Below are 24228 nucleotides of genomic sequence, written 5' to 3'. Positions count from 1 at the left end.
TATAATGTCATGCTTTTTTATTAGAATTTGGTTGTAATAAAAATAATGTAAGACCAATAAAAATAACTGTAATGCCTAGTCCTTGTTGTAAAGAAATAGTCTCATTTAATATAAAGTACGCTAGTATACAAGTCCCAATCGTTTCTCCTAAAATGCTCATAGAGATAACAGTAGCTCTTATCCATTTTAATAACCAATTAAAAATTGTTTGCCCTAAAATCGTAGCAATAAATGCTAAGCCAATAAAGCACAGCCAAGTTTGTGTAGAGTAGTGGATGAAAGATTCGTTTTGCATGTAAGAGAATACACCAAGAAAACAGGCACTACTCCCATAACTAATTATCGAATACGGTATAAGTGATAAATCTTTACGAACATATTGGCTAATGAAAAAGTATGCGGTAATAATTCCGGCCGCAATAAACGCTAAAATATCTCCGTATAAAGCTTCTCCACTAATTTGGAAGTCTTGCCATCCGATAACGATACTTCCTGAAATAGCGATGAGGCAACCGATAATCGCGCCTCTCGTAAACCTTTCCTTGAATAAAAAATAACCACCAATCATTGAGAATAAAGGTTGTAACGTTACGATAACTGTAGAACTTGCTACAGAAGTATATTGTAACGATTCAAACCATAGTACATAATGTGCAGCTAAAAATAGACCAGAAATGAATCCGAATCCCCATTGTCTTCTTGTTATTGTTTTTAGTTCGCTTCGATTGTTTTGATTAAAAAGTAATAATGGTAACAGAATTAATGCAGCGAAAAATAATCGATAAAAAGCAATGATAGTTGCAGGAGCATCTGCCAATTTTACAAAAATCGCTGAAGTTGATAAGGCGAATACACCGAAAAATAAGATGCAATATGAAAGAATAGGTGATTTCAAAGTTTGTCCCTCCGATAGATTGTCTATTATAATGAACTAAATACGATAAAATGTACAAAGGTAAGTATATAAGTCTCGGAGACGATAGAAAAGGATTATTTGCCTTTGTTTAGTAAGTCAGCACAAAAACGATGAAATATATATTATGATGGACGAAGGAAGGATTTACTATGATACATGATAGGCTTGGACAAACTGTATTAAATTATCGTAAGAAAAATAAAATGACTATTCGCGAATTTGCGGATTATGCAGGGATTAGTACTTCATTAATTAGTCAAATTGAACGAGGACATGCGAATCCCTCGTTAAGTGTATTGGAATTAATAGCGAAAGCGTTAAATGTACCGCTATTTACACTATTTATTAATGAGATTGATACAGATTCACTCATTTCTAAGAAGAAAGATAGAAAGAAAGTATATCGAGAAAATAACGATCACATCGTATACGATGTATTAACACCTGATTTTATGAAAGCGCGTATTGAAATGTTAATGATGGACCTAAATAAACAAGCAAATACAACGGAAAATCACTATTCACATGAAGATAAAGAAGAAATTGCTGTTGTTATGAAAGGAGAAGTTTATGTGGAGTTAGAAGGAAAAGAGTACTTCTTAGAAGAAGGAGATGTTGTACGTATCCCACCAAATGTGAAACATCGTTTTTTGAATAAAAGTGATGAATCCAATCATATTTTATTTGTATTGACGCCATCTTTAGGATGAGTATAAAGTGATTTTTATTACGGGGGATAAAAAGATGGAAAATAAAACTGTTTTAAAAGGTGGCTTGTCAATTGATTGGGATTTTGGACATGTCTTTAAATTCTCATATAGTTACTTTGATCATATTAAGAGGGCTCCAAAATATAAAGATATAACTTTAGAGAAATTCCGATTTGTTATGAATACGTAATGAAGCCTAATGGTCTGTATTAAGGTACAAAAATATAAATTTATTTGTTGTTAGTATATTATTTTAAAATATGTAAGATTTTACATGAGTATTTTACTTTTACTAATTATGTAAATAGGCTATACTAAAATACATACATTTTAGTATTGGAGAGAGAAGTAAAACGACATGGAATTAGTGAAATTGGAAAAAGTAATTGAAATAAAGAAAGAAGAACTTTTATATTTAGTATCGGATTACGGAATTCAACATGAAAAAGTATTGGCATTAAGTCAAGAAATAGACAAACTGATTAATTACTTTATGTTTTTAAAATAGGAAGAACTATGACATGATGTGAAAATGTTATAGTTCTTTTTTATTTGGAAATTCAGATGTATATTCTATATACTAATAATAGATGGAATATTCTGTTTTAGAGGAGGCGGATACATGATATTACATACGTACATTTCAGGAGAAGGGGAACCAATCGTACTTTTACATTCTGGTGGTATGACAGGTTTAGTAGAATATGAAGAGCAGGCAGCATTTTTTCGAGAACAAAATTATCAAGTTATTCGTCCTGATTTAAGAGGGCATGGAAAATCAGGGGGGACATTGGAGAATTATTTCCTACGTTCTGTAAAGGATTTATATGATACGTTAGAGCATCTACAAATTGATAGATGTCATATAGCTGGTGTTTCACTAGGAGGATTAGTCGCTTTATTATTTGCAAAAAAGTATCCAGAGAAAGTGAGAACATTAACTTTTTCAGGTATATTTCCAGTTAAGAGGGATAATTGGGAAGAGTCTCTGGAGTATGAAGCGAAGTGTCATCAGCAATTGATGAAAAATGAAGAAGTTATAACGTATATGAATCAAATTCATGAAAAAAGTGATTGGAAAGCATTGCTTGAATCGTGGCAAGTTAAAGGTTGGTATCCTTTCGATGAAACTGGTGATGTAGCGAATCTTCAAATACCTACACTCTGTATTGTTGGGGGAGATTCAGAAGATGAAGTTACAGCTGCTACAACGTTCAAACAATTAAACGGAAATATTCATATTGCCGTTATTCCGTTTGCCGGTCATTTAGTACATAATGATCAACCGAAAATTTATTCGGATATATTGTCTAATTTCTTACAGAATGCGCAAGTTGCTAGTCGAATATAAGGACTTTTGGGTATAATAATAAAGGAATTATTAATTGTATCGGTTAGGAGCGCAATACATATGAAAACAGTTGTTGTTATCGGTGGAGGTATAACGGGACTTTCTACTATGTTTTATTTAGAAAAATTAAAAAAGGATTATAATATAGATTTAAATTTAATCCTTGTAGAAAAAGAAGAGTACTTAGGTGGGAAAATCCATAGTGTAGAAGAAAAGGATTTTATTATGGAATCCGGAGCAGATTCTATCGTTGCTCGTAATGAACATGTCATGCCGCTTATAAAGGATTTAAATTTAGAAGAAGAAATGGTGTATAACGAAACGGGTATTTCTTACATATATTCTGATAATACTTTACATCCAATTCCTTCTGATACTATATTTGGGATACCGATGAGTGTCCAGTCGTTGTTTAGCAGTACGCTAGTATCAACGAAAGGGAAAATTGTTGCTTTAAAAGATTTCATAACGAAAAATAAAGAGTTTACGAAGGATACTTCTCTTGCTGTATTTTTAGAAAGCTTTTTAGGGAAAGAGTTAGTAGAAAGACAAATTGCTCCGGTGCTTTCAGGTGTATATTCTGGTAAATTGAATGAGCTTACTATGGCGTCTACACTACCGTATTTACTGGATTATAAAAATAAATATGGAAGTATTATTAAAGGTTTTGAAGAGAATAAAAAGCAGTTTCAATCAGCAGGAAATAAAAAGTTCGTATCATTTAAAGGTGGATTATCTACGATTATTGATCGTTTAGAAGAAGTGCTGACTGAGACGGTTGTTAAGAAGGGTGTTGTAACGACAGCTGTAAGTAAACAAGGTAATCGCTATGAAGTCTCCTTTGCAAATCAAGAATCAATCCAAGCTGATTATGTTGTTTTAGCAACTCCGCATGATATCGCAGAAACTTTATTACAGTCTAATGAGTTAAACGAGCAGTTTCATACATTTAAAAATTCATCACTTATAAGTATTTACTTAGGATTTGACATACTAGATGAACAATTACCAGCGGACGGCACAGGATTTATCGTAACAGAAAACAGTGATTTACATTGTGATGCTTGTACATGGACAAGCCGGAAGTGGAAACATACATCTGGAAACCAAAAGCTATTAGTGAGAATGTTTTATAAGAGTACGAATCCGGTATATGAAACGATTAAAAATTATAATGAAGAAGAACTAGTACGAGTCGCTTTATATGATATTGAAAAGAGTCTCGGAATTAAAGGTGAACCAGAAGTAGTTGAAGTGACAAAATGGAAAGATTTAATGCCGAAATATCATTTAGAACATAATCAAGCAGTTCAAACATTACAAGAAAAAATGACGGATCTATATCCTAATGTATACTTAGCAGGTGCCTCATATTACGGTGTCGGTATTGGTGCGTGTATTGGAAATGGAAAGAACACTGCAAATAAGATAATTGCAACATTAAATGAACCGACAAATTAATATAGCATACATATATAAATAAAATGTCCCTCCGTTATGCTGGAGGGACATTTTATTTATTTCACTTGAATTGAGATCTTTTTATTCGTTGTATGATTCTCAGTAATCATTAATGTTATGTTACCGGATTCTTTAAATGAATATGATGAGAGTTGATAAAGCTCTTTTATACCATGTTTCTCTTTTAATTTATTGGCAGGAAGTAATGTGATGTTCGGTTTCCATGTTTCCTGTTTACCTGAAGGATAGTTTACTATTATTTCTGGATTATTTAATTGCATTGGTTTCCAAGAGGCAAAATGTAGCTTAACTTCTGTATCTTTTTTTAGTAATTCTTCTGAGAAATATCCAAGCTCTCCAACGTTACCGAAAACAGTAAAGTTTTGATTTTGTAATGTGATGTCTAAATGTTTAGGTTGATATGTTGCTGCGTGATAGATTCCATATGAAAGAGAAAGAGTAGCGGCGATTAAAATGCTGATTGAAAATGTTTTAAAGCTATTACCTTTAAAACTAGTCATTATGAATGAGTTTGGAGTGAACTTTTTTGCGAATAAAAATATGAGTAATATGAGTAAGAGGGATAAACCGATGAATATATACAAAGGAAATTTACACCTCCACAATAAAATAATGTATTGACTATATTTTACCATAAATGTATGGGGTAGGGTGTTGTTTTAGAAGGGAAAAGTTAGTATGGAATAAAGGGATGATCAGTGTACTATAATCATCTCTTTATTTTTTGGAATGTCAACACTAGACTGGACAATTTTTATAAGGTCTGTTTCTTATATTCCACTGGCGTTAAATAGCCTAGTGTTCCGTGAATTCGAATGTTGTTAAACCAATGAACATAATCATCAAGTTCAAGAGCGAGCTGTTCAAGAGAAGCGAAGTGTGCTCCGTTTGCGAATTCTGTTTTAAACACTTTGAACATCGCTTCGGCCACAGCGTTATCGTAGGGGCAGCCCTTCATACTTAATGATCGTTGAATTCTGAATGTTTCTAAAGCCTCTGAAATCAGTTTATTATCAAACTCTTTTCCTCGGTCTGTATGAAACATCTTGATGTTATGTAAATTTCCTTTAATACTCGCTAATGCTTTATACACAAGGTCTGCTGTCTTATTTGGACCAGCACTGTAACCTATAATTTCTCGGTTGAAAAGGTCCACAAATAAGCATACATAGTGCCATTTTTTTTCAACACGGACGTATGTTAAATCACTGACAACTACAGCTAATTGCTCTTCTTGTTTAAACTGACGTTGTAACTCATTTTTGATTGGTGCTTCATTACAGGTTTGTTTATACGGCTTGTATTGTGACACCGTATAATTTGATACAAGTCCTAATTGTTTCATAATTCGACCGATTCGACGTCTAGAAACGACCATCTTCTGTTTCTTTAATTCTACTTTGAGTTTACGAGTACCATAGTTACTACGGCTTTCTTTAAAGAGTCGTTCTATTTCGTTGGAAAGCTCAACGTCTTCTTTTTCATGTGCGTCTTGTTCACGCGGCTTGGCGTGATAGTAGTAGGTACTTTTGGCGATGTTAAGGACGTTACACATTGCTGATACTGAATATTTGTGAGTGTTATTTCGGATCACATCTATTTTCGTCCCATGATCAGCGCTGCTTGCTTTAAAATGTCATTCTCCATCATTAAACGTTGATTTTCTTTACGTAATCTGATTAACTCATTTTCTTCTTCTGTCCGATTTTCTTTAGCAGTAAATGTCCCAGTTTCTTGATGATTCTTAATCCAGCGATCCAACGCAGAAGGCGTTATTTCATATTCTCGACAGATATCTGCACGGGACTTTCCATTTCCATATAGCTTTACTAATTGAAGTTTAAATTCTGGTGTAAAAGTTCGACGTTGACGTGACATAGTAGCACGCTCCCTTAGGTTAGTATGTTAAGTCTACTAGCCCTTATAGTATCTGTCCAACTTAGTGTAGCCGATTCATTTCGCATCAAGTAAATGCAAGAAGGGTTACTCTTAGTTCGTATTGAATTAAGAGGGTAGGCTACTCTTGAAATATTTGATTAATGGGACATTGAGGCATTTCCTAATTATAAATATGTTTTCTGCTATAATGAATAAGTAGAAAGAAAGGAGTGATCCTATGGCATTTCCTATATTAGAAACAGAACGTTTGCGTTTAGTTGAAATAGAACAATCTTATTGTCAAAAAATATATGAAATCTTTTCATTGGATGAGGTAACATGTTATTACGGTATGAATTCTTTTACAGAGTTTGGACAAGCTTCACGTATGATTGAATCTTTTTCAAAAAATTACTTTGAGAAAAAGGCAATACGATGGGGGATTGTATTAAAAGAAACAAATACTTTAATAGGTACAATTGGATTAAATAATTTACAATTATGGAGTAAACGATCTGAAATTGGATATGACTTACATCCTCGTTATTGGGGGAATGGTTATGCGTCAGAAGCAGCCAGGGAAATTATTCGTTATGGATTTCAAGATTTAGGCTTATTTAGAATTGGTGCTATTACATACCCTGAAAATGTTACTTCTTGCAAAATGTTATCTAAAATAGGCTTTCATAAAGAAGGATTATTACGTGGATATATTCATCAAGGAAATAAGCAACATGATGCATTATTGTATTCTATAGTTCGAACGGATGTTGAAGATATAAATTTATAATAAAAAACCCCTCTTAAATAAGAGGGGTTAAGTAAAAAATTAACCTAACTTAGGTAATAAACGTTCTCCGCTTTTCATGCTACTTTTACATAAAGGGCATTTAGGCTCTTCTTCAAATGAAAAGTTCTTTCTCATCCATCCTAAACAATCCTCTGCTTCACATTCCCAGACAGGGGTTTGTTCTGGTGGTACTTCTGCTACATCGTTCTTTCGATTGCGATACATGTAACCACTCCTTTTATGTAAAAAATTTTAGTTATATATTAAAAAGGTTGTTAACCGTGCTGGTAACAACCTTTTTATTGTTTGAATTATAGCTTTACAACGTTTTTAGCTTGAGGTCCACGGTTACCGTCTTCAACTTCGAAGCTAACTTCTTGACCTTCGTCAAGAGATTTGAAGCCGTCGCCAGTGATAGCTGAGAAGTGAACGAATACGTCGTTGCCACCTTCAACTTCGATGAAACCGAAACCTTTTTCGCTGTTAAACCATTTTACTTTACCTGTTAATGTCATGGTAATGCCTCCTAAAAATTAAAAAGATTACAATATGTTCGGCCTTATTTGAATGAAAAATAAAATTTCACATATTATCAAAAACCCATAAGGAATATAAAATGTTCCTCATTGATACTTGATAATATGCAAAGAAAATATACTGTTAAATTGACCTTAATTACTATCTTACAACAAATGGTGGGAAATAGCAAGTGCTGGTAATACCAATCTGAAATAGGATGGTAAAAGACACAAAAACATCTCTTTTATTTATATATTATTCCTAATTTTGGTTTATGCTAAACTAAGAACATTTTTATTGAAAATTTGTATTAGTGAATCGATATATAGTATAAGAATAGTGTTGATGTATTTGTTTAGGAGGCGAGAATATTGCAGTCCAATAAATTTAAAATAATTGAAGCAGCCAAAAAAGGAAGAAGAAAAGTTCATCCAGTATTCGCTGTTATACTTGCAATTGTATTTTTAACTTTAGGTGAATTGTTCATGTTATTTATGTTGTTTTTACCGAAAGCAGAAACGCTTTTAATGAAAGCAATTTATAGTGATATTGAAATGATATTGACGTTTGGCGGAGCTATATTTTTTGTTTTTTTATGGATTAGATTTGTAGAGAAAAGATCAATTTCATCCATTGGATTTTGGAGAAATCAGTGGATAAGAAAATATTTAAGAGGTGCATTAATAGGTTTTGTTTTTATTTCAATACCAGTCATGCTACTTTTATTAACTGGAAATGTACAACTACAAATGCAACACATTACACCAACCGTTATACTTGGAATTGTGGGATCTTTAGTTGCTTTTTTAATACAAGGTGCAACAGAAGAAATTGTTGTTCGGGGTTGGTTATTTCCAGTTCTTTCTGTTAGAAGCCGTATATGGGTCGGTATTGTTGTAACTTCATTTTTATTTGGTTTTCTTCATTTACTAAATCCAGGTATTACAATTCTTTCAATATCGAATATAATATTAGTGGGTGTGTTTGCAGCTTTTTACGTTTTGAAAGACAGTAGTCTTTGGGGGATATGCGCATGGCATTCCATTTGGAATTGGGCACAATATAACGTATTTGGTTTTGCAGTTAGTGGGATGACAATGTATTCTACACCAATTTTTAAACCTGTAACAAGTGGATCGGAATTCCTTCATGGAGGCTCGTTCGGAATTGAGGGGAGTATCATTACAACAATAATGCTCTCCATCGCTTCAATTGTTTTATGGAAACAGTTATGGGGGAGAAAAGCGAAACAAAGAGATTTTAGTTAATGAAAGAGGGAGAAACTATGGGGATTATAGCATTTGAGGGAGCAAGTGCGGTTGGTAAGAGCACAACGTGTCGTGAGTTAGAAAAGAATTATGGTGCTTATATTATACCTGAAGTGAATTTATTATTTGAAAGACCAAAAAATGAACATAGAACATGGTATTTTGAAAAACAAGTAGAGCGCTGGAAAATAGCAATGCAGAAGTCAGAGCAATATAAATTAATAATACTTGATGGCGACATTTATCAACCACTTAGTTATAATTGGTGTTTCCATTTTGAAGTATTTGATCAGCCATTATCTTTAATAGAAAACTTTTATAAAGAAAAGCTGATACATAGGGAAATTGGTTTTCCTGATCAATATTTTTATTTATATACGAATGATGAAGAACTTAGAAAACGGAAAGAATCTGACGAGACAAAAAGAAGAAGAAACTTTGAAAAGCATTTACATATATCAAAAGCGTTTCAACGTTATTATGAAAATTTAAATACCGTTACAGACGGGTACTGTAAATTAATTGAGGCAAAAAGTGTAAAGTCGAATGAATTAGAAATTGTGAAAAGTTTAAACAGTTTACATGTGTGTGAAGAGAGTCGTTTTGATGTTTCGAGATTAGATGCGATTACGAAGTGGTTAAAAGAAAATCGCGCATAAAAAGAACGAGTACCTTATAAGGTACTCGTTCTTTTTATGCATATTGAATATGTAAGTTTGTTTCATAAATTGTTTTTAAAATTTGTAAGTTTGCTTGTTCATTTTTATGAATAGCATTTTTATATTTAGGTAAGAAAAGTTGAGAAGGATAAACTGGGAGTTCACCGCAAATATCAATACCATAAATAGATTTATTCATAATTAGAGAATGAATAAATTGTAAAAGTCTAGATAATTTCATGTGCCCTTGATCCCAATTGGTAATAGTAACTTTTGGATCTAAAACATCTTTATCAATGCTTACATATATTGTTTCTGTATGAATATGTGAAAGTATTGTATGTATAGATACTTCATGTGATATATCAATTGGAAAAATTTCTACGTATGGACAATCATTAGAATGAATTGTAAGAGAAGAAGGCCCAATAATGATTACCTTCTTTAAATTATCATTATTTCGAAGAGAAAATGATACCCAAGATCCACAGGAAATAAGAGTCTGTTCATTTGCTTCCTGTAAGTTCATATCAGTATGATGATCAAATAGTATAAGGGTAAAAGGTTTGTTTATTTCTTCTAATAATAAATGAGATACATAATGATAATTTCCAGAACCTATAAAAGTAATTCCTTTATTCTTTCTACGATTTAATGCTCTTTTTATATGCATTAAAGAAGTGTTTTCGCAATATAGATTTGCGTGTTCTAAATGAGTAAAATCAATATCTTCATGTGAATAAGAATGTAGTTTATTTTGTAATAAATACGTATCATCAAAGTTTAAAAAAGTTAAACCGTTATGCAATAAACTCATATTTATTCATCTCCTTTATAGATAGGCTAGCACATATTTTTATAAAATTAAAATGAAATGCTTAGAGGTGAAGTTGCATTTGAAAAAGACGGTGTTTTTTGACAGAATAATCTTTCAATTTATAAAAGAAAGAAATATAATATAAGGAAATACATATGTGGTTTAGGGAATAGAAAATATGAAATGAGATATGTGGGAGGAAACAAGCAAGATGAAAACATTCTTTAAAATAATTGGAATTATAGCTGGCATGGCGGTAATCGGAGTAGGTTTAACATATGGTATGCTGTATTATTTAAATAATAGTAAACCAGCTGCGAAAAAGGCATCACCAGCTGCACCGGCAGCAGAAGTACTAGCTGATAGTAATGTAAAAGCTGAAGATGCAAAGGTTTTAGAAAATGGCAATCATTCATTGCCAAATAGCGGATTTAATAAAAATTTTAAATGGACTGATGAGAATATACAAACAGCATTACATGAAATGGCACATCAAAAAACGAAAGCTGATCAAAAGTGGGGCTATATTTTTATTACACAAGAACGTATTGAAAGTTTACTTGATATTGTAAAGAGCAATGATCTAGTACAAGGAACTACATATGTAGATATTTTAGAGAGATGGAAACAAGGAAAATATGAAAAAATGGACGCGGATCACAACAAGATTTGGAAATTACAAAGCGGGAATTTAGGCGAAGGAAAAGGTGTAATGTCAGAAGCCGAACAAAAAGAGTTAATTAATCAAGTGTTTATGCAAAAAAGTACATATTCAGGCAGTAAATTAATTGCAGGTGGAGAACAGACTAATAAATAAGAAGTATGTTGATTTTGAAACACCTTTGTTGTTATGCATACAAAGGTGTTTTTGTTGACACAAGAAATAAATGGGAATATGATTCATATATGAAATAAATTAGAGGGGCTTAAATATACATATGAATAACAGAGAGCTTTACGGTAATATTCGTGATGTTTATCATTTACTCCAAAAAAATCTAGATAAGGCAATTGAACAGTATGATATAAGTTACGTACAATTTGGAGTGATTCAAGTACTCGCAAAATCTGGGAAAGTATCTATGTCAAAGTTAATTGAAAACATGGGATGCGTTCCAAGTAATATGACAACAATGATTCAACGGATGAAGCGTGATGGTTACGTAATGACAGAGAAGAACCCGAATGACCAACGTGAAACGCTCGTTTATTTAACTAAAAAAGGTGAAGAGACGAAAAAGCAAGTCGATGTGCAATATAGTGATTTTTTAAAAGAGAATTGTGGTTGTTTTACGAAAGAAGAAGAAGGGATTTTAGAGGATTTATTATTAAAGTGGAAGAAGCACTTGAATTAAATATAGTAAAAATGTAACACTCTGTTACATTTTTATTTATATAAATACTTCATATATGAAATAAAATGTAGAGTAGTAAAAATTGAAGAAGAGGTCATAATAAAGAGTTATTTCATATATGAAATAAAGGGGAGTTATATATGGAGTTAAAGTCAATGATACGCATTTTGGCAATTGTAGCTTTTTTTGTTGGATTAGATTCATTATTAGTCGCACCTTTATTACCAGTAATTACAGAAACAATTAGTATTCCTGATGGAAGTGGAGGGTTATTAATTACTATTTATGCACTTTGTTATGGAATAACTGCACCCGTATTTGGAACGATGTCCGATAGAGTTGGAAGGAAACGTATGATCATAATAGGATTTGCTATTTTCTCTATTTCTACATTTTGTACGGGATTAGCGAAGAGTTTTGAAATTCTTTTATTATTTCGCGGTCTAACAGGTTTATCTGGTGCGATGATTATGCCAAGTATCTTTGCATTAGTGGGAGATAAAGTTACATATGAGTCAAGAGGAAAAGCGATGGGAACGATTATGGGAGCAATGGTAGGTTCGACAGTCATTGGAGTACCTATAGGTGCATTTTTATCTGAAGTAGGAAATTGGCAATGGACATTTTATAGTATAGGACTTTTAACTTTATTTCTGACATTACTTATTAATCACATATTAAGAAATGAAAAAGAGAGAGAGGATGTGCATGTTTCTTTAACGAAAACGGTGGATGCACCATTGAAAATGACTGTAGTAAATATATCAGTTTTATTTGCATTATTAGCAACTTTTCTATGGACAATTGGATTACACGGCATGTTTTCATACATAGGTATTTATTATGGGGATAATTTTGGACTTTCCGTTGGTGAAATAGGTATTGTAATCTTTTTGGCGGGAGTTGGTAGTGTAGCTGGTAATATTTTGGGTGGAAAGTTAGCTGATAAAATAGGAAAGAAGAATGTTATAGTCATTGCGAGTATTGTATCTTCAATTAGTGTAATGTTATTCTCGCTTTCCACAGGAAATCTAGTAATTGCAATTATTGTACATATTATTTGGAGTTTATTTATTGGATTTGGCCAAGCATCATTAACGGCACTAATTTCAGAATTAAAACCAGCTGTGCGAGGGACTGTAATGGCATTAAATAGCTCTGCCATGTATATTGGGATGACTATTGCTTCTGGCATAGCGTCACTTGCCATAAGTAATGGATTTCCGTTTTCTTCTTTAGGAACAATCTGTGCAATTGCTAGTTTACTTGTCCTTCCAATCATATTTGTTATAGTTAAAGAAAAAACATCACCTAATAAAAAGAAGATGACTATATAAGTAGTAGTAAAGAAAACGTGGGTTGATATTCTTTAAAGGATTTCAACTCATGTTTTCTTTCATATTATTTTATACTTTCATAACCTTTAATAGTGAAAGAAACGACTGTACTACAGGGGAAATCCATCTAGATTTATGATAGATTACATGGCTTTGAATAACTGTTGGAGTTTCAATAGGCTGAAAACAGAGTTGCTCTTTTTGACAACTTTCTTGTACAACGATGTAAGGAAGAATTGAAATTCCTAACTCACACATAACAGATTGTTTAATAACTTCAACGTTGGACGTTTCAAATGTTTTAGCTGGAATATTCCCGCTTTGACGTAAAAAACGATCTACCATTGGTCTATAACCGCAGCTTTGTTCGGTAAAAATAAACTGAGTATCCATTAATAAATAAAATGGGTTAGAGTGTATACAGTAATGGGGAGGTAAAATCCATCCAAATGTTTCATTACTAAAAGTAAGTGTAATAAAATCATTATGTTCTATACTTTCTCCAATTAAGAAGACAACGTCTGTTTCTCCTTCACGTAATTTTTGTAATGCTTGTTCGTTTGTGTTTGTTTCAAGTACGATATTTACTTTCGGATTTTTCTGTTTATAAGCGCGTAATAATTGTGGTAAACGGTACACTGCTAATGATTCGTTTGATGTAATACTCAATGTACCTTCTAATTGATCGGTATTTTGAGGGATTTCTTGCGCTTTTTCATAAATTGCAAGTAATTCTAAAGCATAAGGATGAAATTGATGACCTGCTTTTGTAAGAAGTACTTTTTTTCCTAACCGATCGAAAAGAGGAATATGTAAATCGTTCTCTAATGCTTTCATATGCGCTGTAACTGTAGATTGTGCATAACCTAATGCATGAGCAGCTTTAGAAAAACCACCATACTTAACAATCGCACAAAATGTTTTAACGTGTCTCATTTCCATAAACAATCCCTCTTTTATTATCATGATTTGTGAATGATTATATCACGTATTTCAATTTTCCAAATGATTAAATTCCTTATAAAATGAAATTGTAGAAATATTTATTCATTTAACATTGGAGGAGAAAAGATGAGTGAAAAGGGCTATCATGTAGCTGTTGTTGGGGCTACGGGTGCAGTAGGTCAGAAAATTATTGAACTGTTAGAAAAAGAAAAAAAGTTTAATATAGCTGAAGTTACGTTACTTTCGTCAAAAAGATCAGCTGGTAAGACAGTACAATTTAAAGGGCGAGAGATCATTATACAAGAAGCAAAAATAAATAGTTTTGAAGGGGTAGATATTGCCTTTTTTAGCGCTGGAGGAGAAGTTTCTAGACAATTTGTAAATCAAGCTGTCTCTAGCGGTGCCATCGTCATTGACAACACAAGCGAATACCGAATGGCACATGATGTACCGCTCGTTGTTCCGGAAGTGAATGCGCACACTTTAAAGGAACATAAAGGGATAATAGCAGTTCCGAATTGTTCAGCATTACAGATGGTAACAGCTCTTCAGCCAATACGAAAAGTATTCGGATTAGAACGAATTATCGTTTCCACTTATCAGGCTGTATCGGGTTCTGGTATTCATGCGATTCAAGAATTAAAAGAACAGGCTAAGTCAATACTTGCAGGTGAAGAAGTGGAGAGTACTATATTACCAGCGAAAAAAGATAAAAAACATTATCCAATTGCATTTAATGTACTTCCTCAAGTAGATATATTCACGGATAATGATTTCACCTTTGAAGAAGTAAAGATGATTCAAGAAACGAAGAAAATTTTAGAAGACCCAAACCTGAAAATGGCAGCTACTTGTGTACGTGTTCCAGTTGTATCAGGGCATTCAGAATCGGTTTATATAGAACTGGAAAAAGAAGCTACCGTTACGGAAATTAAGGAAGTATTAATGGATGCACCAGGTGTTATTTTGCAGGATAACCCTAGTGAACAGCTGTATCCAATGCCATTATACGCAGAAGGGAAAATAGATACATTTGTCGGTAGAATTAGAAAAGATCCTGATACACCAAACGGATTCCATCTTTGGATCGTTTCCGATAATTTATTAAAAGGTGCGGCATGGAACTCGGTGCAAATTGCAGAAACGATGGTGGAAGAGGGAATCATTTAGTATGAAGGAAACTAGGGAACTGTTAAAGATTACAGTTTCCTAGTTTTTATTTTATAACTGTTCGCTTTATTCCAGCCGTATTTGATTTGAAAGACAGTAAAAAACATCAAGAATGAATACAGTTTATTTGGTACGATATGGATAAATTCAATAAGGGGGAATTAGATGTATCAAGTAAAGGGGTATTTTTCATCGCTAAAAGGAAGTCATTATGAAATCGGTAAGCAACAAGGGGAATTTGTAAAACAACATCCTTACCTTATTCCGCAATTTATACAGAAAGAAAAGTTAATATCGCATCAGCATTGGACAGAATCTAGGAACATATTACATAATTATTGTCCAGGAATTAATGAAGAGATTGAAGGATTTTGTGAAGTATTAAAAATTCCATCTGAAAATATAATGTATTATTATCAAACACTATTAAAAGCAGGTTGTAGCCATTGTGCTGTTTTACCTAAAAAGACAGATTTAAAGCATACTTATGTATTAAGAAATTATGATTTGTCACCAAAAATAGATGATATGCGTTTTTGTTCAACTCATGTTGAAGGTGCGTATGCACATAGTGGCTTTTCTACTCAATATTTTGGCCGAACGGAAGGGGTTAACGAGCATGGATTAGCTGTTACATTTTCAGCATGTGGTCAACCAGTAGGAAATATTGAAGGTCTACGAAAGCCAGTAGTAAGTGGTTTACAATGTTTTGCAGTAATTCGACTGTTATTGGAGAAATGCAAAAATGTGCAGGAGGCTAAGTCACTATTAGAAGAAATACCGATTGCTAGTAATATAAATTTAATAGTAGCAGATTCATTAGACGCAGCACGTATTGAAATATTTGACGGATATAAATCAATAACTTCAATTGATGAGGAAAGCCAAGATTTTATCGTATCAACAAACCATGCAATTAGTTTACCTATTCAAAAACTGAATAGTAGAAGATTAGAACAATCTACAAACAGATATCACACATTGTATGAACATTTAAATCGAAATGAACAAGTGAGTATAGAGTCTTTAAAAGGATTAGTACAAAAAGAATATCCTGCCGGGCTGACGGTGCATAATTATGAAGAATGGTTTGGAACTTTACATTCCGTATTGTTTGATTTGCATGAATGCACAATGAATATTTGTTTCGGGTCTCCACTTTTAAATGACTGGTACTCGTTGGAGGTTGGAGAGAGTCTTCCTTTTTCTGAGGTGAATGTGAACTTTGAAAATAAAACTTATACTGATTTTTGGAGAGAAGAGAATAATAAATTGATTCCAAAAGGGTAAATGGGGTAATATGGTAGCACCGAAGGAGGTTATTTATACTGGAGGGATTACCGATGATAAACATTTTATTAATGATTGTTTTTATCATTTTTTTAGCCGTTTCCATGTATATTGCGTATCAAAAAAGAAAAAAAGCAGAAATAAAAGGATTGAAGAGTGCATTAACTTCAATTTGTTTCTTTTCACTTGCAATTTTTAAATTGTTCGCATATTGGTTTCAGTTCGGTGGTATGTTGACAGTGCTATTTTCAATCGTAATATTGTTAGTTGGGGCTTATTTTACAAAATATATTCCAATTTCCAAAAAGGTGCACTGAAACTTATAGTTAATACTTTATTTCATTATGAAAAGAGATTATTCTACTAGGTCGTTATGAAATGACTTCATAGGATAATCTCTTTTGTTTGTTTAATTTTGTAAAGAATGTACGGTTAGTTTCAATTGTTTAATAAATTCTCGAGTTGCAGCACACATATATTTATCTTTTCTATAAATAAGCCCTATTTCTATTGTTGGAGTAGGATTTTCTATTTTAATAGCTTGAATGTTTGTATTTTGTAAAAAGTCTATATACGGTTTTGGTAAAACTGTAATTCCCATGCCTTTTGAAACCATTTGGATTAAAGATTCCATTGTACTAATTTCTAAAATTGGTTTTGGTTTAAAGTTGAATTTTTGACAATGAGATGTAATTAGTTCGGTTAAAAAGAAATTTTTAGGTAAAAGAATTAAAGGGTAGTTCTGTAATTCAGCAATAGATACATGATTATGTTCAGCTAATTGATGACCAGTTGGTACGACTATTATAAGTTCACTTTTGTAGAGAGGGATAGAAATAATTTCTTTATCTTGCACCGGTAGAAATGTAATGCCAATATTTAGTTCGTTTTGTAATAATTTTTCACGAATATCTCCTGTGCGAAGTCCTAATACAGAAAGTTCTATATTGGGATATAAATTATTAAAATTTAAAATAGCTGGTGGTAGTAAGTAATTTACGACGGTTAATAATGATCCAATTGTTAAGGAACCTTGTTGTAATCCGTTTAAATCTTGAATAGCAGAACGGGCTTGTTCAACTTCATGAAAAATTGTTTTACTATGTAATAATAAAATCCTCCCAGCTTCGGTTAAAGATATTTTTTTACCAATTCGATCGAAAAGGGGCATTCCTACTTCATGCTCTAATGCACGTATTTGTTGACTTAGTGAAGGCTGTGAAATATTTAATTTCTCAGCTGCTTTTGTGAAATGTAATTCTTTTGAAACAGCTAAAAAGTATTCAAGTTGTCGTAATTCGATTGGAATCACCTCAAGTATAATAATAGGTTATACCTATCATTATTATATAAATAATTGAATTGAACAATGATTTTAGAGGTTTTATAATCATCTTTATATAACAGAGAGGATTGTAAAAATTAACCGAGAGAAAATACATGTAACACCTTTAAAGGAGGAAATAGAATGGCTAATGAATATCAATTATTATCTTTAAATATAGGATTACCAAAAGAGGTTACATACGGCGGAAAAGTAATTCATACAGGCATAAATAAGAAACAAATAAAAGAACCGGTGTTTTTATCCTTTGTAAAATTTAATGGAGATGGTCAAGCGGATTTAGTTCATCATGGTGGAGTAGATAAAGCGGTTTGTGTGTATTCGGGAGAACATTATAGATATTGGGAAAAAGAGTTGAATCAAGTACTTGTATATGGAGCATTCGGAGAAAATATAACAATTAGTGGTATGTGTGAAGAGGATGTTTGTATTGGTGATACATTTCAAATTGGAGAAGCAATTGTACAAGTAACGCAGCCAAGGCAACCTTGTTTTAAATTAGCTAAGAAATACAATATCCCGAAGTTACCACTATATTTTCAAGAAACAGGATATACAGGGTTTTATTTTCGCGTATTAAAAGAAGGATGGGTATCACCTGCTGATACATTAAAGTTACTGAAGTCGGATCTGAAAGGTGTGACAGTAGCTTTTGCTAATCGTATTATGCATAAGGAAAAACAAAATTCGGAAGGGGTAAAGAGGATCTTAGAAGTACATGCACTTTCTACAAGTTGGAGAAATACATTTGAAAAGCGAATGAGAGGAGAAGAAATTAATACGAAGGAAAGACTAGAAGGGAAAAAATAATAAAAAATATTTTTTTATAAATGGTGCATTTCTATTAGTAAAAACGAATTAGAAAGCGCTATTTTTATATTATAAACTTATTAATATTCAAAAATCTTAATATCTTTTTATTCGACTTATTTTCGAATAGTCGAAACATAAAATTAATTAGACTTTTTTTTTATATTTTATGATAGTATATTGATTGGTAAGACCTATTACTTTAAGAGCAGGTTCTACAACTATATCTAATTTGATGGAATTAACATATGGAGGGACAACATGGGGAATGTTGAAAATTTTGAAAAACTTCTTTTAGAAGAACCGAAAAGAGAGCAGTTATTTCCTTTATTTGAAGAAGTGTTTGGGATTTCAAGTCAAACATTGCATGATTTTTCAGAGAGAGGTTATTGGGATGATACATATAAAGCTTTATCATTTTTACAAGAAGATAAAGCGATTGCAAACGTTGCGGTATTCTCGTTACCATTGCTAGTGAATGGTGAAAGAATAAATGCAGCAGGCATTCAATCGGTAATGACACACCCTAATTTTCGAAGACAAGGACTCATGACGCAATTAATGAGTAAAATGATAGAAGAAATCGATAAGAAATGTGAATGCACATTATTGTTTACGGAAAAACCTGAACTATATACATCATATGGTTTTAAAGTTGTACAGGAGTATTTGATGACTATTCCATATGATAAAAAGAATAATAATGATTCCTTACTTAGAGAGCTAGATTATTATATGGAAGAGGATAGAAAATTAATACATGAAACTATAGATAGTAGCCAAAGACTTTCAAATAATTTTTCAACATTAAACTTCCATCCTTCGTTTTATTTGAATATGTACAATTCGGAATGGAATGAGAAATTGTATTATTCAGAGAAACTAGATGCTCTAATTGTGTATGAAGTAGATAATGAAAAGTTGAAATTATATGGAGTGTTTGCACCAGTAATTCCAGTTTTAGATGAAATATGTGGGGAGATCGCTGAAAGATTTACAGAAATCGAATTTTACTTCTCTCCAGATCAATTAGGGGTTGAGGATGTACAGTTTACAGAATTACAATCAAGTAAGTATTTAATGGTTCGAAGTAATAGAGAGTTGGATTTGAAAGGTTATAAATTCCCAGTATTAGTAGAATTTTAAATGTGTATATAGATGCTTTATTAGGGAGGAACTATGAAAATATCACATATACCAGAACATATTGAGCAACTTACTATAATGAATGTACCTGAATATTATAAGCTTAATAACAATCATGCGCTTATTGTCCGCTCGAAAGCCGAAACAGATTTTTGGCTTAAAACACATTATGGATTCGAAGTAATGAATGGTCATGTATTTTATACAGAGACGATGACAGACTTTCAAGCTGAAGTTCAATTGCGTATGAATCCAAATTCAAAATTCGATCAAGCTGGTCTTTTTGTTATGGTTTCGGAAAAGTGTTGGCTGAAAACTTCATTAGAATATATTCCAGATGGTCCATCTCATTTAGGAGCTGTCGTAACGAATAATGGATATTCCGATTGGTCCACGCAAGACTTTCCGACAGAATTAGCTAACGAGCAACTGCGTTTTCGAATTGTTCGTAAACGTGGTGATTATACAATATATGTGAAGAAGATCCACCAATGGGAACAAATAAGAATCGCTCATTTGATGGAGGATATAGGAAATAAGCCTATTAAAATAGGTTTTTACACGTGTAGTCCGTCTAAAAATAATGGATTTGAGACTGAGTTTTTAGAGTTTACGACTGAAAAAATATAGATGAAAAACCGTATTCTTTTCATTAGGAATGCGGTTTTTATATGTATATAATAAAAAGCACATTTATTGACCGTAAAGTCATTAATGCTTATCATTTAATAATGTTAAATATTAATTTACATAATATAATAGGAATAAGAAAGAAATTACAAACTACAGCGCTTAAATAAGGAGGGATATGAGTTATTCGGGGGTAATTTCATGGGAAAAGGAGATTATGTATGAAATCATTTCATAAATTATTACAGTATTTAAAACCATACATGTTCTTCGCTATTATTGGACCACTATTTATGGTACTTGAGGTTGCGATGGACTTAATTCAACCGACTATTATGCAACATATTATTGATGTTGGGATAGCAAATCGGGATATGAATTATGTAATAAAAATGGGACTTCTTATGATAGGAGCTGCAGCACTCGGTTTAGTTGGAGGGCTTGGGTGTATGATGTATTCTACAAAAGCAGCTGTTAATTTCGCTACTGACATACGAAAAAATGTGTTTGCGAAAATAGAAACATTTTCTAGTGAAAATCGTGATTCGTTTGGAACTGGAAAGTTATTAACGATAGTGACAAATGATATTACATCTATTCAATCGGCGATGACGATGACATTACGTGTTCTCGTTCGTGGTCCTTTGTTATTTATCGGAAGTATCATAATTGTTTTTGTAACAGCACGCGAGTTATTTCCTATATTACTCGTAGTCGTTCCAATTTTATTACTTGCGATTATATTCATTGCGAGTAAAGCGAGCGGGACGTTCAAAAAGGTGCAAGAAGCATTAGATAAAGTGAATACAAAGTTACAAGAAAATTTATCTGGAGTACGTGTTATTAAAGCGTATGTAAGACAAAAATATGAAATTAATCAGTTTGGAAATGTTAATACAAATTTAACGAAGATAAATATTCGAGCGGTGCAGCTTATTTCCTTAATGATGCCAATCATAATGTTAGTTGTAAGCGGAGGGATTGTCGCAACATTATGGATTGGTGGAGAAAAAGTATTTAACGGGACTCTTCAAGTAGGAGCTATATTAGCGTTTATAAATTATTTGAATATCATTTTAATGTCACTTATGTCTATCAGTATGGTATTTATGCAAATCGCGCGAGCATTTCCGTCTGCGGATCGAGTACAGCAAGTTTTAAATACTGAGGTTGATATTACGAGCGAAACAAATGCGCTTGTACCTAAGGAAATTGAGGGGAATATTGATTTTAAAAATGTTAGTTATAGTTATACGAAAAATAATGAATATGTTTTAAAAGATATTTCATTTCGCATATGTAAAGGTGAAAAAGTAGGGGTTATCGGTTCTACAGGAAGTGGTAAATCTACTTTAGCAAAATTGTTACCACGCTTATACGATGTTGATCAAGGTGAAATATGTATTGATGGAATAAATGTTAAGGCATACGATTTACAAAAACTTCGTGGTTCAATCGGGTTTGTACCTCAAAAGGCATTGTTGTTTTCAGGTAGTATAGAAGAGAACTTACGTTATGGAAAAGAAGATGCAACGAAGGAAGAGCTGGAAGTGGCGGCTTCATCAGCTTGTGCGACTGAGTTTATTAACAAACTGGAAGATTCTTATCAATATCATGTAACACAAGGTGCGACGAATTTATCAGGTGGACAAAAACAACGTGTATCCATTGCAAGGGCGCTTGTGAGAAAGCCATCTATTCTTGTATTAGATGATTCTACATCAGCAGTTGATGCTAAATCAGAATCTAACATTCAATCAGCATTAAGGAGAGAATATAAAGGAACAACAACATTATTAATTGCTTCTAAAATCTCATCAATAATAGATGCTGATAAAATTCTCGTTTTAGATAATGGTGAATTAGTTGGTGATGGTACACATGAAGAACTGTTAGAACAATGTGAGGTATATAAAGAAATCTATCTTTCCCAAGGCGGTAATTTATATAAAAAAGGTGGGAAAGAACATGCGTAATTTTCAAGGACAATTTGCTAATAAAGGTGGGCGTAACGCATCAAAGATGGGGAAGGCTAAAAATACGAAAGGAACTGTGATGAGAGTATGGAACTATATGGGCTACCAAAAGGCTGCCCTTACGTTCGTTATATTTTTAGTGTTTGTTACGACGTTACTTGGGTTATTAGGTCCGTATTTAATGGGAGTAATTATCGATCAATATATTGTACCGAAAGATTTAAGCGGTACGGCGAGAATGTGTTTGATACTTATCGCGATTTATGGTGTAACAGTATTATTAACTTGGTTACAAACATTTGTAATGGTTAATGTTGCATTAAAAACGATACAAAAAATACGACAAGATATTTTTGAGAAAATCCAAACGCTTTCTTTACGGTTCTTTGATGTACGTTCTCAAGGGGATTTAATGAGTCGTGTAACAAATGATATAGATAATTTGAATCAAGCGTTGACACAAAGTGTTGTACAAATTATTTCATCAGCGCTAACTTTTATAGGTGTGACGATTGCGATGTTCGCATTAGATTGGATTTTAGCGATTGTTACTTTAATTACAGTACCTATTATGTTTTTCGTTACAAAAAAACTAGTTGCTTATAGTGGTAAAAACTTTGCAAAGCGTCAAAAAGATTTAGGAGAATTAAATGGATTTATTGAGGAAGCTATAACAGGTGCGGATGTTACAACGTTATATGGGAAAGAAAAAGAAACCGTACAAAATTTCAATAAAATTAATGAACAGCTAAGAGTTTCTGCAACGAAGGCGGATACATTTTCAGCTTTTATTTTTCCGAGTATGAACTTTATTAACAACTTAGGTATGGGACTTGTAATTGGAACTGGGTCAGTAATGGTTTTAAATGGAATGACAACAGTAGGTGTCATTGCAGCTTTTATTAATTATTCTCGTCAATTCTCAAGACCACTCAGTCAATTCGCAACTTTAATGAATACGATTCAAGCGGCAGTGGCTGGTGGGGAACGTGTCTTTGAAATTATGGATGAAGTACCGGAAATCAAAAATAAAAAAGATGCATTCGTTGTACAAAATTTACAAGGACATGTTGCACTCGAGAATGTTTCATTTGGGTATGAGGAAAATAAAACGATTTTAAAAGAAGTGAGTCTTAAAGCGCGGCCAGGGGAGACAATTGCTTTAGTAGGTCCAACTGGATCGGGCAAAACAACAATCATTAATTTGCTAACGCGCTTTTACGATATACAGCAAGGGCAAATTCGCATTGATGGAAAAAACATAAAAGAATATGATATGAATTCGTTGCGAAGTAAAATAGGAGTAGTTTTACAAGATACGTATTTATTTGCTGGGACGATTATGGATAATATACGTTATGGTCGATTAGATGCTAGTGATGAAGAGGTAATCAATGCAGCTAAGGCAGCATCTGCACATTCTTTTATAAAACATTTACCGAATCAATATGAAACGAAAATTGCTTCAGAAGGATCGAATTTAAGTCAAGGACAAAAACAACTTCTTGCGATTGCACGGGCAATTTTAGCAGATGCAGATATATTAATTCTCGACGAAGCAACATCTAATATTGATACGAGAACAGAATTACAAATACAAGAAGGACTAAACAATTTAATGAGAGGTCGAACAAGTTTCGTAATCGCTCATCGACTGAAAACGATTGAAAAAGCAGATCAAATCCTTGTTATAAAAGATGGAAGTATTTTGGAAAAAGGGAACCATGAATCTCTCATGGAAGATAGAGGATTTTACTTTGATCTGTATACGAGTCAGTTTAAAATTTAATAAGAATTTTTGATAGGGTGCGGTTTCTCTAGAAAGGAGAAACCG

General features: G+C 32.6%; 27 protein-coding genes. 19 read left to right on the top strand and 8 right to left on the bottom strand.

Annotated features, from left to right (window positions below; genetic code table 11):
• Positions 1-7 precede the first annotated feature (7 nt).
• On the bottom strand, positions 8-895 hold the full coding sequence (locus tag QCI73_RS15385) for a DMT family transporter (protein WP_353823277.1): 888 nt from the start codon (positions 893-895) through the stop codon (positions 8-10).
• A 170-nt stretch (positions 896-1065) separates the two neighbouring features.
• Here QCI73_RS15385 and QCI73_RS15380 point away from each other — a divergent pair, with 170 nt between their 5' ends.
• From QCI73_RS15380 to QCI73_RS15360, 5 genes are all read left to right on the top strand, one after another.
• On the top strand, positions 1066-1626 hold the full coding sequence (locus QCI73_RS15380; RefSeq protein ID WP_262726429.1) for a helix-turn-helix domain-containing protein: 561 nt from the start codon (positions 1066-1068) through the stop codon (positions 1624-1626).
• Positions 1627-1660: 34 nt separating this feature from the next.
• Complete coding sequence (locus tag QCI73_RS15375; RefSeq protein WP_000428943.1) at positions 1661-1816, top strand: hypothetical protein; 156 nt, start codon at positions 1661-1663, stop codon at positions 1814-1816.
• Positions 1817-1984: 168 nt separating this feature from the next.
• Entirely contained in the window at positions 1985-2134 is a 150-nt protein-coding gene (locus tag QCI73_RS15370) for an aspartyl-phosphate phosphatase Spo0E family protein (protein WP_000424361.1), read from the top strand.
• Positions 2135-2248: 114 nt separating this feature from the next.
• Complete coding sequence (locus QCI73_RS15365; protein ID WP_262726137.1) at positions 2249-2977, top strand: alpha/beta fold hydrolase; 729 nt, start codon at positions 2249-2251, stop codon at positions 2975-2977.
• 60 nt (positions 2978-3037) lie between these two features.
• Positions 3038-4438 carry a protoporphyrinogen oxidase gene (locus QCI73_RS15360; protein ID WP_262726138.1) on the top strand — a complete coding sequence of 467 codons (1401 nt, stop codon included), beginning with the start codon at positions 3038-3040 and terminating at the stop codon, positions 4436-4438.
• A 56-nt stretch (positions 4439-4494) separates the two neighbouring features.
• Here the strand turns inward: QCI73_RS15360 and QCI73_RS15355 are convergent, their stop codons facing one another.
• Together QCI73_RS15355 and QCI73_RS15350 are read right to left on the bottom strand one after the other, a co-directional pair.
• Entirely contained in the window at positions 4495-5043 is a 549-nt protein-coding gene (locus QCI73_RS15355; protein ID WP_353823276.1) for a hypothetical protein, read from the bottom strand.
• 170 nt (positions 5044-5213) lie between these two features.
• Positions 5214-6337 (bottom strand): IS3 family transposase gene (locus QCI73_RS15350; RefSeq protein WP_085964333.1). Its coding sequence is split into 2 segments (ribosomal slippage): positions 5214-6091 and positions 6091-6337, totalling 1125 coding nucleotides; the frame shifts between segments, so codons are not numbered across the junction.
• Positions 6338-6575: 238 nt separating this feature from the next.
• Here QCI73_RS15350 and QCI73_RS15345 point away from each other — a divergent pair.
• On the top strand, positions 6576-7127 hold the full coding sequence (locus QCI73_RS15345) for a GNAT family N-acetyltransferase (RefSeq protein ID WP_000885381.1): 552 nt from the start codon (positions 6576-6578) through the stop codon (positions 7125-7127).
• A gap of 39 nt (positions 7128-7166) precedes the next feature.
• Here the strand turns inward: QCI73_RS15345 and QCI73_RS15340 are convergent, their stop codons facing one another.
• The gene (locus QCI73_RS15340; RefSeq protein ID WP_000286198.1) at positions 7167-7352 is read right to left on the bottom strand and encodes a cold-shock protein; all 186 of its coding nucleotides are present in this window, start codon (positions 7350-7352) and stop codon (positions 7167-7169) included.
• Between the two features lie 86 nt (positions 7353-7438).
• The gene (cspD, locus tag QCI73_RS15335) at positions 7439-7642 is read right to left on the bottom strand and encodes a cold-shock protein CspD (protein WP_000176368.1); all 204 of its coding nucleotides are present in this window, start codon (positions 7640-7642) and stop codon (positions 7439-7441) included.
• Positions 7643-8017: 375 nt separating this feature from the next.
• Between cspD and QCI73_RS15330 the strand changes: the two genes are divergently transcribed.
• Both QCI73_RS15330 and QCI73_RS15325 read left to right on the top strand, forming a co-directional pair.
• The gene (locus tag QCI73_RS15330) at positions 8018-8914 is read left to right on the top strand and encodes a CPBP family intramembrane glutamic endopeptidase (protein ID WP_046197427.1); all 897 of its coding nucleotides are present in this window, start codon (positions 8018-8020) and stop codon (positions 8912-8914) included.
• Positions 8914-9573 (top strand): nucleoside/nucleotide kinase family protein, encoded by a 660-nt coding sequence (locus QCI73_RS15325; RefSeq protein WP_353823275.1) that lies wholly within the window; start codon positions 8914-8916, stop codon positions 9571-9573. Before QCI73_RS15330 ends, QCI73_RS15325 begins: the two co-directional genes overlap by 1 nt.
• Positions 9574-9607: 34 nt before the next feature.
• Here the strand turns inward: QCI73_RS15325 and QCI73_RS15320 are convergent, their stop codons facing one another.
• Positions 9608-10390 carry an arginase family protein gene (locus tag QCI73_RS15320; RefSeq protein ID WP_353823274.1) on the bottom strand — a complete coding sequence of 261 codons (783 nt, stop codon included), beginning with the start codon at positions 10388-10390 and terminating at the stop codon, positions 9608-9610.
• Positions 10391-10601: 211 nt separating this feature from the next.
• Here QCI73_RS15320 and QCI73_RS15315 point away from each other — a divergent pair, with 211 nt between their 5' ends.
• The 3 genes from QCI73_RS15315 to QCI73_RS15305 all read left to right on the top strand — a co-directional run bounded on the left by QCI73_RS15315 (position 10602) and on the right by QCI73_RS15305 (position 13082).
• The gene (locus tag QCI73_RS15315) at positions 10602-11207 is read left to right on the top strand and encodes a PRK06770 family protein (RefSeq protein WP_353823273.1); all 606 of its coding nucleotides are present in this window, start codon (positions 10602-10604) and stop codon (positions 11205-11207) included.
• Between the two features lie 121 nt (positions 11208-11328).
• Entirely contained in the window at positions 11329-11745 is a 417-nt protein-coding gene (locus QCI73_RS15310) for a MarR family winged helix-turn-helix transcriptional regulator (RefSeq protein WP_001065033.1), read from the top strand.
• Positions 11746-11885: 140 nt separating this feature from the next.
• Entirely contained in the window at positions 11886-13082 is a 1197-nt protein-coding gene (locus tag QCI73_RS15305) for an MFS transporter (protein ID WP_353823272.1), read from the top strand.
• Between the two features lie 69 nt (positions 13083-13151).
• Here the strand turns inward: QCI73_RS15305 and QCI73_RS15300 are convergent, their stop codons facing one another.
• The gene (locus tag QCI73_RS15300) at positions 13152-14024 is read right to left on the bottom strand and encodes a LysR family transcriptional regulator (RefSeq protein WP_353823271.1); all 873 of its coding nucleotides are present in this window, start codon (positions 14022-14024) and stop codon (positions 13152-13154) included.
• 129 nt (positions 14025-14153) lie between these two features.
• Here QCI73_RS15300 and QCI73_RS15295 point away from each other — a divergent pair, with 129 nt between their 5' ends.
• The 3 genes from QCI73_RS15295 to QCI73_RS15285 all read left to right on the top strand — a co-directional run bounded on the left by QCI73_RS15295 (position 14154) and on the right by QCI73_RS15285 (position 16804).
• Positions 14154-15197: an aspartate-semialdehyde dehydrogenase gene (locus QCI73_RS15295; RefSeq protein ID WP_353823270.1), complete on the top strand. Its 1044-nt coding sequence runs from the start codon at positions 14154-14156 to the stop codon at positions 15195-15197.
• A 165-nt stretch (positions 15198-15362) separates the two neighbouring features.
• Positions 15363-16487: a C45 family autoproteolytic acyltransferase/hydrolase gene (locus tag QCI73_RS15290; RefSeq protein WP_353823269.1), complete on the top strand. Its 1125-nt coding sequence runs from the start codon at positions 15363-15365 to the stop codon at positions 16485-16487.
• A 53-nt stretch (positions 16488-16540) separates the two neighbouring features.
• Positions 16541-16804, top strand: a complete 264-nt coding sequence (locus QCI73_RS15285) for a hypothetical protein (RefSeq protein ID WP_353823268.1) — start codon at positions 16541-16543, stop codon at positions 16802-16804.
• A 92-nt stretch (positions 16805-16896) separates the two neighbouring features.
• Here QCI73_RS15285 and QCI73_RS15280 read toward each other — a convergent pair whose 3' ends face one another.
• Complete coding sequence (locus QCI73_RS15280; RefSeq protein ID WP_070805999.1) at positions 16897-17799, bottom strand: LysR family transcriptional regulator; 903 nt, start codon at positions 17797-17799, stop codon at positions 16897-16899.
• A gap of 156 nt (positions 17800-17955) precedes the next feature.
• Between QCI73_RS15280 and QCI73_RS15275 the strand changes: the two genes are divergently transcribed.
• The 5 genes from QCI73_RS15275 (at position 17956) to QCI73_RS15255 (ending at position 24183) form a co-directional block, all read left to right on the top strand.
• Complete coding sequence (locus QCI73_RS15275) at positions 17956-18642, top strand: MOSC domain-containing protein (protein ID WP_353823267.1); 687 nt, start codon at positions 17956-17958, stop codon at positions 18640-18642.
• A gap of 261 nt (positions 18643-18903) precedes the next feature.
• On the top strand, positions 18904-19788 hold the full coding sequence (locus tag QCI73_RS15270; protein WP_262726149.1) for a GNAT family N-acetyltransferase: 885 nt from the start codon (positions 18904-18906) through the stop codon (positions 19786-19788).
• Positions 19789-19821: 33 nt separating this feature from the next.
• Positions 19822-20418, top strand: coding sequence for a DUF1349 domain-containing protein (locus tag QCI73_RS15265; protein ID WP_000703153.1), 597 nt, complete (start codon positions 19822-19824; stop codon positions 20416-20418).
• A gap of 221 nt (positions 20419-20639) precedes the next feature.
• Entirely contained in the window at positions 20640-22394 is a 1755-nt protein-coding gene (locus QCI73_RS15260) for an ABC transporter ATP-binding protein (protein WP_327923782.1), read from the top strand.
• Positions 22387-24183, top strand: coding sequence for an ABC transporter ATP-binding protein (locus QCI73_RS15255; RefSeq protein ID WP_262726151.1), 1797 nt, complete (start codon positions 22387-22389; stop codon positions 24181-24183). Before QCI73_RS15260 ends, QCI73_RS15255 begins: the two co-directional genes overlap by 8 nt.
• Positions 24184-24228 lie beyond the last annotated feature (45 nt).

Origin of the sequence: Bacillus cereus group sp. MG16 (assembly GCF_040459875.1) — a bacterium.
Taxonomy (GTDB): domain Bacteria; phylum Bacillota; class Bacilli; order Bacillales; family Bacillaceae_G; genus Bacillus_A; species Bacillus_A paranthracis.
The sequence above is the reverse complement of the archived record's forward strand: the minus strand, read 5'-3'. Positions and strand labels throughout refer to the sequence as shown.